Origin of the sequence: Ferruginibacter sp., assembly GCF_031391665.1 — a bacterium.
In the GTDB taxonomy this organism is placed as follows: domain Bacteria; phylum Bacteroidota; class Bacteroidia; order Chitinophagales; family Chitinophagaceae; genus Ferruginibacter.
This window is the reverse complement of the sequence record NZ_JANMUN010000166.1, coordinates 1-8,738: the sequence shown is the minus strand read 5'-3', so window position 1 is coordinate 8,738 and position 8,738 is coordinate 1. Positions and strand designations below refer to the sequence as shown.

Sequence of the window (8,738 nt, the reverse complement as noted above, 5' to 3'; positions counted from 1 at the left end):
ATCAATCGTTGGAACTTCCAGATTAGTACCAAAGACGGCATCGGTAAAAGAAATATGCAGATCAAAAGCGACATTAAGTCCATCACGCTGTAATTCCTTATGACCTTCTTCTTCTATCAGGATGATCAAATCTCCGGGAGTACCGCCTCTTTCACCCGCATTACCTTTACTACTTAGATTGAGCTGCATTCCTTCCTGTACGCCAGCAGGAATATCTATTGTTACCGTTTCTTCACCATACACTCTTCCCTCACCTTTACAGGCAGTACATTTGTTAGTAACTGTAGTGCCTTCGCCATTACAGGTAGGGCAGGTAGTTACAGTTTGCATCTGGCCCAAAAAAGTATTTTGAACCCTGCGTACCTGGCCGCTGCCACCGCATGTACCGCAGGTGCTTACACTATTTTTATCTTTAGCACCGTTGCCACCGCAGGTATTGCACAGCACATATTTTTTTACCTTAATAGTTTTAGTAGTACCCTTTGCAATCTCTTCGTAATTCAGTTTTATTTTTACCCTCAGGTTGCTGCCTCTTACGCCACGGCTTCGTCCGCCACTGCTTCTTCTTCCGCCACCACCAAAAAAACTTCAAAACGGACTTTCATCACCAAAAATATCTCCAAACTGACTAAAGATATCATCCATATTCATGCCGCCGCCGTAACTGCCGCCACCGCCACGGCCCGGGCTAAACGCCTGGTGACCAAACCTGTCGTATTGCGCCCTTTTATCAGCATCGCTTAAAATTTCGTAAGCCTCAGCAGCTTCTTTAAATTTTTCTTCGGCAGCCTTATCACCGGGGTTGCGGTCGGGGTGGAATTGCATAGCCACTTTACGGTATGCTTTTTTTATCTCATCCTGAGATGCAGCTTTTGATACCCCTAAAATTTCGTAAAAATCTTTTTTCATGTACGCTTATCTCTAAAAAGAGAAAGTGGTTTTTAGTTTTAAATTTTTTTGTTCCCGGCATTTATTAATGCTAATCATCTTCGGTGGCGTCGCACTCTTGTGCAGTAAACCTTTATTCAACTTTAATTGTGTTTTATTAATTATGTTTTGCTACTAAGGAGCGAAGCATATAATATAATCATCACTACAATCTTCTCCATTTCCCCCTTCAGGGGGCTAGGGGGCTCTTATTTCCCCACCACCACTTTCGCAAACCTTATAATCTTATCATTTAAATAATATCCTTTCTCCACTTCATCCACTACTTTGCCTTTCATATTTTCTGCCGCAGGCACTTCAGTAATCGCTTCATGTTTTTCAACATCAAATTCAGTATTGATGCTTTGCATTGCTTTAAGCCCTTTGTTATTAAGTGTAGATCTCAATTTATTAAACACTAAACTGATCCCTTCTTTTATTGAAGCAACATCATCGCTGGTTTGCAATTGTTTTTCGGCACGGTCGCAGTCATCCATCACTTCCAGCATCGATACTACCACATCTTTACCGGCGGTTTGTATCAGCTCCATTCTTTCTTTTGCACTGCGTCTTTTAAAATTATCAAATTCAGCAAAAAGACGCAGGTATTTATCTTTTTGTTCATCCACTTCTGTCTTCAATTTTTCCAGTTCCTCTTCGGCGCCTTCGTTGCTTAAATGGGTATTACCGGGTACATCGGCATCGGCATTAATATTCATGCTCTCGTTCTCCTGTGTTATAGCTTCTTTTTCTTTCATACTAATTTTAAAAATTGGTTGCGAAGGTACAACAGTCAAACATTTTGCCAAGCGTTGTTTTGCAGCCAAATTGGCAAAATTAACGGGCTTCTGTGGACAATTTGAATGCCCTGACAGCTAAATGGGTAACTTTACGCCATGAAGAGCATTGTTTTAAACAAAAATATAAGCCGCAGGGTAGAGTTGGGGCATCCCTGGATATTTGCCAATGAGGTTAATACAGGCAAAGAAAAAGACACGAATGCAAAGCCTGGAGAAATTGTGGATGTCTTCACATTCGACAAAAAATTTATTGGCCGTGGCTATTATAATCCGCAATCGCAAATATCGGTACGGTTGTTAACCAGGGATAAAAACGAAAACATTGACGATAACTTTTTTTACAACCGTATTTTACAGGCATGGCAATACCGCCAAAAAATTGGCTACAGCGAAAACTGCAGGTTAATTTTTGGAGAAGCTGATGATATGCCGCAATTAATTATTGATAAATTCAACGATTATTTTGTGATACAAACTTTAGCCCTAGGTATTGATGTATGGAAACCTGCAATTGTAAAAGCGCTGGAAAAAATATTTACGCCCAAAGGTATTTATGAACGTAATGATGTACCCGTTCGTGAGCTGGAAGGAATGGAACAGCACAAAGGTTTTCTTTCAGCCGAATTTGATACCAACATTGTTATAAACGAAAACGGAATAAAATTTAATATTGATATTGCCAACGGGCAAAAAACCGGCTACTTTTTAGATCAGCAGGATAATCGCCGTGCCATACAGCATATTGTAAAAGATGCTGATGTACTCGGCGCTTTTTGTTACACAGGCTCTTTCGAAATTAGCGCTGCATATTATGGCGCCAAATCTGTATTGGGTTTAGATATTTCTCAAAACGCCATTGACATGTGCAATAAGAATGCAGCACTAAACGGCCTGGAAAAAATTTGCCGCTTTGACTGTGTGAATGCATTTGATGTATTAAAAAACTGGACCAAAGAAGATAAGCGCTGGGATGTGGTAATGCTGGACCCACCATCTTTTACCAAAAGCCGCAGTACCATTGATAAAGCGGTTGCAGGTTATAAAGAGATTAATTTGCGTGGGATGAAATTAGTAAAGCCCGGTGGTTTTTTAGTTACCTCCAGTTGTACCAATTTAGTGCAACCCGAATTATTTTTAGACATTATACAAATGGCCGCCAAAGATGCCAAACGAAAAATACGTCAGGTTGTTTTTAATGCACAAAGCGCCGATCACCCCATAATAAGAGGGCAGGAGAATACGCATTATTTAAAGTTTTTGATTGTGCAGGTGTTGTAGAGCGGTAGATATTTAAGTGTAGAAATTATCAATAGTTGTGTGATAACCTAAGTGTTTTAAATTTGAACAAATTAGTGTAAAACAAAAAATAACATACCAGATGATAGCTAAAAAAATAGATTTATTAATCCTCTTTACTCTTTTCATTTTTTTTGCAAATGCACAAAATGATAATGCCCCTTCATCCGAACCTGAAAAATCTAAGGTTATTAAAATGCCACGGTTTCCTGTTGCAGATTTTCCTAAAAAATCGATTCATGTTTCTAACATACAAATAATACAAATGGTAAGGGATAGCGTAAAGTTGGGTTATGTATTAAAAGGATTAGGAAACCAGGTAGTAGAAATAATGCCATCAAAACCACTAACGTTTTTTTTGCAGGAGCATATTATAAAAATGTATAAAAACGATTATAAAGAAGATGGCGTTAAAATACTTTGGGTTTTAAAAGATTTACGGGTTGGCGAAAAAACTGGTTTTATGGAGTACGCCTATACAAAGTTTAATGCCCTTGCTTATATTTCTTCTGACGAAAAGCAGTATAAATTTGTTACAGCTATTGATACAGTTTTTGTGAAACAGAGTGGAGGAGATGTAACAGCATGGCATGGAGAAGACATAGAAAATGTATTTAAATTGATGCTTAAACAAACATTAAAAAATGCTGTGACTCTAAATGAACAAAACGTGGAAAAAATTACTATTGAACAAATAGTAGAAAAGGAAAAGCAACCCGTAAATATTCCTATTCTGTCAGCTGCTGTTTATAATGAAGGCGGTTATGCAAACTTTCAGGAATTTCTTGATAACAAACCATCAGTAACCATTTTTTCACCTGTTGCAATTGGCAAAAAGAAACTTAAGTTTATTTCGATGAATTCAAATAACCAGGCCGATACGTTATCAATTTGGGGGCTTTGTAAAAACGGCGAAATTTTTAAATACGAGGATGATGTTGTCATTCCAATTGAAAAATATGATGACGGCTTTATTATTTCAAATTACATAAGCAGTACCAACAGACGAAATGGTAATAGGGCTTTTAGCGCCTTCATTGGCGGAGTTGCAGGTGCTTTAATTAGCACAGCAGCATCAGGTAGGCCATTATTAGTAAAATCAATTCCTTATATAACAAAAACAAGCTGGCAACCCGAAGCATCTTGCATTGATATGAAAACGGGAGAGTTATCTTTTTAGTTTCTCTTCCATTTAAAGCCAGAAAACAGTTTTTATTTGTTTAAAACAATATGCCTGATTAATTGTTATACCCTCAGCAATTTTAATTTGCCGTATCATGATATCTGTATATAATTTTATTGGTTCCTGGCAACTGTTTCCCGAAAAAGGAATTTACGAATTGGGCAGCCGCCCTAAATCCGGTATTTGTATTATTGCCGGAACCACAGATACAAAAGGTATCAGCATAAATAACAGTTGGGTAACATTGGAAAACGATGCATTTTCTTCCCAGTATCAATTACAGGCTGACGATGCTTTGCATAATTATCCCGACACTGATTTTGCAGAAAGTGTAAAAATGGAATTGATCAGTTCTATACAATTTTACATTTACTTCTATAAAAATGAAGAAGTAATTTTAAAAGTAAAACATGAGTTATTACAGAATGGATATTTAAAAATTACACAAGATGGATTTGCAGCAAATGGAAAACAGTATATCAACACAGAAATATACCATAAGCAAATGAGTGTGCTGCCGTACGCATCGGCTGCATCTGGTGCTATGATTAAACCAACGGAAGCAGGTGTAATAAAACACAAAGCTTTAAGTGCAATGGAAGAGCAAACCAATATGCAGTTAGATCAGATACGCAGGCAAATAGAATTGCTTGCCCTACAGGCGCAGGAAATTCAAATGCGTAAAGAATTGTCCATGATCATCTATAATGCAAAACTTAGTTTTTCACCTGTGGTAGGTTCGGTGTATTATCTCTATCAAAAAAATGATGACACTCATTTTCTTTCTATGATTGGTCCGCAACAATGGAGTAAAGGGAGTGCGTATAAAAATTACATTGCCCAGGTTAAATTACTCGCCGATCATACATGGGTGGAAATGTAATGAAAGAGTTTTTCAATTCATACATCCCCGGTAAAGCCCGGGTGTAATGCCTTCTGATTTTTTAAATAACCGCACAAAATAATTTACATCGCTAAAGCCGCATTGTAAACTTACACTGGTAATGCTGTTGCGCTTATCGGCTAATAATTGCTTGGCTAATTTTATTCTTTCTTTATTAATAAATTCCAGTGGTGTAATGCCAAACTGCTCTTTAAACCAAATAAAAAACATGTTACGGCTTAAGTAAGCTTTGCGGCATAGTTTATCTACTGCAATTTTTTCGGTAAGGTGTTCATGAATATAATGCAGCACATAATGCTGGCGGTTGTGGTTGGTACTATCCTGCAGCTCTGCACTTATTTGTTGCAGGTACTGGCTTTGTACTAAGCGTATCAGTAATTCTTTAAGGTTAAGATCGGCAAAAATATTTTTAGCTTTATCAGCACCGCTGCACACACGAATTAATTTATTTATTAGTCCGGTTACTTCTGTATCATTATCAAAATGATATTTATTAAACTGCAGTTTCCACTCGTGTGCATCCTGCTTATCGCTATTGTAAAAATTATTAAGGTATTGCAAAGTAGTGTTCATGTATTGTTCATCAACTGCAACTGCAATACACTGTGTGGGGTTATCCGTTTCTGCTTCCGGAAAATCAATTACCATCGTTTCGTTGGCAGGTACAATAACAGTTTCACCGGGTAAATAATCAAAGGCAGGTTTATCAAAAAGATGCATTACTTTTTTACCTCTTACCATACTGGTAATTACAAAATCGCTGAAGGTAAGCGGCACACGGTAAGTTTCTTTATAACTTTCAAAAACATTTAATTCGCAGTTATTTAAATTAAAAATGCGGCGGTTCTCTACCAAAGTTTGTAAATACTTTGGATGGGTGAGATCAATTTTTTGTAAATGATTTTTTACCGGCAAAGCGATCGCTATTTAGATTTCAATATTAAGAATTTTCTGTAAATCCTGTTATGTTAAAAGTACAATTGTGCTATGGAAAAATACTAAAATACAGCACTTAAATAAAAGTATTTTTAAAATTGAGTTATTATTAACGATTAAAACGCTTTTATATGAGTACAACTACAGCAGCTGCTCCCAAAACCAATGTGGCAGCACGTCCTGCGTTTAAAGAAAGATACGATCATTATATCGGTGGCCAATGGACGGCACCGGATAGTGGTGACTATTTCGACAACATTTCTCCCATTGATGGAAAAGTATTTACACAAGCCGCAAGAGGTAATGCAAAAGATGTGGCTAAGGCTATTGATGCTGCAACAGAAGCTTTTAAAACATGGGGTAAAACGGCAGCCGGTTATCGCAGCAACCTCATGCTAAAAATTGCACAGGTAATTGAAGATAACCTGGAGTACCTGGCCATTGTAGAAACCATTGATAATGGTAAAGCATTGAGAGAAACAAGGGCTGCAGATTTACCGTTAGTGATAGATCACTTTCGTTATTTTGCCGGCGTAATCCGTAGCGAAGAAGGCAGCATTAGTGAACATGATGAAACAACAGTAAGCATTAATTTACATGAACCTATTGGGGTAGTAGGACAAATTATTCCATGGAATTTTCCTTTGCTGATGGCCACATGGAAAATTGCACCGGCATTGGCCGCTGGTTGTACCGTGGTGGTAAAACCTGCAGAGCAAACACCAACAAGTATTATGGTACTGATGGAATTGATTGGAGATATTTTACCAAAGGGTGTATTGAATATTGTTACAGGTTTTGGCCCCGAGGCTGGTAAACCTTTAGCCTCATCGCCAAAAGTAAATAAAGTTGCCTTTACCGGCGAAACCACCACAGGAAGATTAATTATGCAGTATGCTTCGGAAAATTTAATTCCTGTGACCATGGAGCTGGGTGGCAAAAGTCCTAATATATTTTTTGAATCGGTAGCCGACGCTGATGATGATTTTTTTGATAAAGCTATTGAAGGTGCGGTAATGTTTGCATTAAATCAGGGAGAAGTTTGTACATGCCCATCAAGGATTTTAGTGCATGAAAATATTTACGATAAATTTATGGAAAGAGTTATTCAGCGCACCAATGCCATTAAATTAGGAAATCCGTTAGACGGTACCGTTATGATGGGTGCCCAGGCATCGGAAGATCAGTATAAAAAAATACTGAGTTATTTTGATATTGGCAAACAGGAAGGTGCACAGGTATTGTGCGGCGGCGAAGCTTTTCATCAAAACAGCGGATTAGAGCATGGTTATTATATTAAGCCCACCATTTTTAAAGGGCATAATAAAATGCGTATTTTTCAGGAGGAAATTTTTGGCCCCGTAACTTCTGTTACTACTTTTAAAACTACCGAAGAAGCCGTTGCAATTGCTAACGATACATTGTATGGTTTAGGCGCAGGTGTATGGACAAGAGATGCACACGAAATTTACCAGGTGCCAAGAGCAATACAGGCTGGCCGAGTTTGGGTAAACTGTTATCATCATTATCCGGCACATGCACCTTTTGGGGGCTATAAAAAATCGGGTTTTGGCAGAGAAAATCATAAGATGATGCTGAACCATTACCGCCAAACAAAAAATATGCTGATATCTTACAGCAAACAAAAATTAGGATTTTTTTAAAAAAGGAAAACCCCTGAAAGAAAAATGGTGGCTTAACGGCCACTGTTTTTCTTTTTAATAAAAATTAATATAAATGCCGGTAAAACGAATTTTAGCAACAGATGCAGCACTTGCATTAATTGAGCGGTTAAAAAAAATGCATGGCCCACTAATGTTTCATCAAAGCGGAGGTTGCTGCGATGGCAGCCAGCCCATGTGTTTTACAGACGGAGAATTTAAAGTTGGTGGAAGCGATGTTTGTTTAGGGACAATTGCAGACTGTAAGTTTTATATGGGAGCTGAGCAGTTTGAATACTGGAAACATACACAGTTAACTTTGGATGTAACACCCGGCAGAGGAAGCAGTTTTTCTTTAGAAATTCCTTTAGGAGTTCGTTTTTATATCGAATCAAAATTATTTAGTGATGATGAAATTGAAGACCTGGCTGCGTTGCTGCCAATTGAAAATGATTGATATTTTTAATTGAAAAGATTTAAAATCTAATTGGCATTAATATTATTTTGCTGCAAGCAATTTTTTTAAATTAAAATATAAAAAAACTGCACACAAAAATTTACCTGTGCAGTTTCAAAACGGTTTAATTTCACCGGCAATAATTATTACAACTTTCTTTTAATACCACAACCAACACTTCTGCTTTCTTTTACACTTATATCTTTTCCTGCAGTTAATTCATTAATTGCTTCTTTTAAATGATATCGTTTTACATTACCGGCATCAGTTGGGTTATCATCAATGGCGCCATGATACACCAATTTTAAATCCTTGTTAAATAAAAAACATTCCGGTGTTCTTTTGGCACCAAAGGCATCGGCAATTTCATTATTTTTATCTACCACATAATTCCAATTGTAGTTTTGTTGTTTGGCATAAGTTTTCATTGCAGCATAACTGTCATCATCAATACGCTGGCCTTCGTTACTGTTTAAAATAATAATGCCAACATTATTTTTTTGTGCATATGCTGCAATATCAACGGTACGTTGCTGATTTTTTATTACGTAAGGGCAGGTGTTGCAGCTAAACA

10 protein-coding genes are annotated in these 8,738 nt (G+C 37.3%); 5 read left to right on the top strand and 5 right to left on the bottom strand.

Annotated features, from left to right (window positions below):
- From ACY651_RS12435 to ACY651_RS12425, 3 genes are all read right to left on the bottom strand, one after another.
- On the bottom strand, positions 1 to 510 hold a 510-nt coding region (locus ACY651_RS12435), incomplete at its 3' end, for a DnaJ C-terminal domain-containing protein (protein ID WP_462253188.1).
- A 78-nt stretch (positions 511 to 588) separates the two neighbouring features.
- Positions 589 to 909, bottom strand: coding sequence for a DnaJ domain-containing protein (locus ACY651_RS12430; RefSeq protein ID WP_462253186.1), 321 nt, complete (start codon positions 907 to 909; stop codon positions 589 to 591).
- A 227-nt stretch (positions 910 to 1,136) separates the two neighbouring features.
- Positions 1,137 to 1,685, bottom strand: a complete 549-nt coding sequence (locus tag ACY651_RS12425; RefSeq protein ID WP_462253184.1) for a nucleotide exchange factor GrpE — start codon at positions 1,683 to 1,685, stop codon at positions 1,137 to 1,139.
- Positions 1,686 to 1,823: 138 nt separating this feature from the next.
- Here ACY651_RS12425 and ACY651_RS12420 point away from each other — a divergent pair, with 138 nt between their 5' ends.
- The 3 genes from ACY651_RS12420 (at position 1,824) to ACY651_RS12410 (ending at position 5,089) form a co-directional block, all read left to right on the top strand.
- Positions 1,824 to 3,005 carry a class I SAM-dependent rRNA methyltransferase gene (locus tag ACY651_RS12420; RefSeq protein WP_462253182.1) on the top strand — a complete coding sequence of 394 codons (1,182 nt, stop codon included), beginning with the start codon at positions 1,824 to 1,826 and terminating at the stop codon, positions 3,003 to 3,005.
- A 100-nt stretch (positions 3,006 to 3,105) separates the two neighbouring features.
- Positions 3,106 to 4,203: a hypothetical protein gene (locus tag ACY651_RS12415; RefSeq protein ID WP_462253180.1), complete on the top strand. Its 1,098-nt coding sequence runs from the start codon at positions 3,106 to 3,108 to the stop codon at positions 4,201 to 4,203.
- 97 nt (positions 4,204 to 4,300) lie between these two features.
- A complete protein-coding gene (locus ACY651_RS12410) occupies positions 4,301 to 5,089 on the top strand; it encodes a DUF2452 domain-containing protein (protein ID WP_462253178.1) in 789 nt (262 codons plus the stop codon).
- A 12-nt stretch (positions 5,090 to 5,101) separates the two neighbouring features.
- Here ACY651_RS12410 and ACY651_RS12405 read toward each other — a convergent pair whose 3' ends face one another.
- Positions 5,102 to 6,025, bottom strand: coding sequence for an AraC family transcriptional regulator (locus ACY651_RS12405; RefSeq protein WP_462253176.1), 924 nt, complete (start codon positions 6,023 to 6,025; stop codon positions 5,102 to 5,104).
- Positions 6,026 to 6,177: 152 nt separating this feature from the next.
- Between ACY651_RS12405 and ACY651_RS12400 the strand changes: the two genes are divergently transcribed.
- Positions 6,178 to 7,710: an aldehyde dehydrogenase family protein gene (locus tag ACY651_RS12400; protein ID WP_462253174.1), complete on the top strand. Its 1,533-nt coding sequence runs from the start codon at positions 6,178 to 6,180 to the stop codon at positions 7,708 to 7,710.
- 73 nt (positions 7,711 to 7,783) lie between these two features.
- Positions 7,784 to 8,164, top strand: a complete 381-nt coding sequence (locus tag ACY651_RS12395) for a DUF779 domain-containing protein (RefSeq protein ID WP_462253172.1) — start codon at positions 7,784 to 7,786, stop codon at positions 8,162 to 8,164.
- A 146-nt stretch (positions 8,165 to 8,310) separates the two neighbouring features.
- On the opposite strand, the gene ACY651_RS12390 is transcribed toward ACY651_RS12395, so the two are convergent.
- A partial coding sequence (locus ACY651_RS12390) for a redoxin family protein (RefSeq protein ID WP_462253170.1) occupies positions 8,311 to 8,738 on the bottom strand: 428 nt, incomplete at its 5' end.

Bases quoted from the DNA above. Each gene is read 5' to 3' on its own strand.
- ACY651_RS12430 (WP_462253186.1), bottom strand. From the start codon at position 909: ATGAAAAAAGATTTTTACGAAATTTTAGGGGTATCAAAAGCTGCATCT.
- ACY651_RS12395 (WP_462253172.1), top strand. From the start codon at position 7,784: ATGCCGGTAAAACGAATTTTAGCAACAGATGCAGCACTTGCATTAATT.
- ACY651_RS12400 (WP_462253174.1), top strand. From the start codon at position 6,178: ATGAGTACAACTACAGCAGCTGCTCCCAAAACCAATGTGGCAGCACGT.
- ACY651_RS12415 (WP_462253180.1), top strand. From the start codon at position 3,106: ATGATAGCTAAAAAAATAGATTTATTAATCCTCTTTACTCTTTTCATT.
- ACY651_RS12420 (WP_462253182.1), top strand. From the start codon at position 1,824: ATGAAGAGCATTGTTTTAAACAAAAATATAAGCCGCAGGGTAGAGTTG.
- ACY651_RS12410 (WP_462253178.1), top strand. From the start codon at position 4,301: ATGATATCTGTATATAATTTTATTGGTTCCTGGCAACTGTTTCCCGAA.
- ACY651_RS12425 (WP_462253184.1), bottom strand. From the start codon at position 1,685: ATGAAAGAAAAAGAAGCTATAACACAGGAGAACGAGAGCATGAATATT.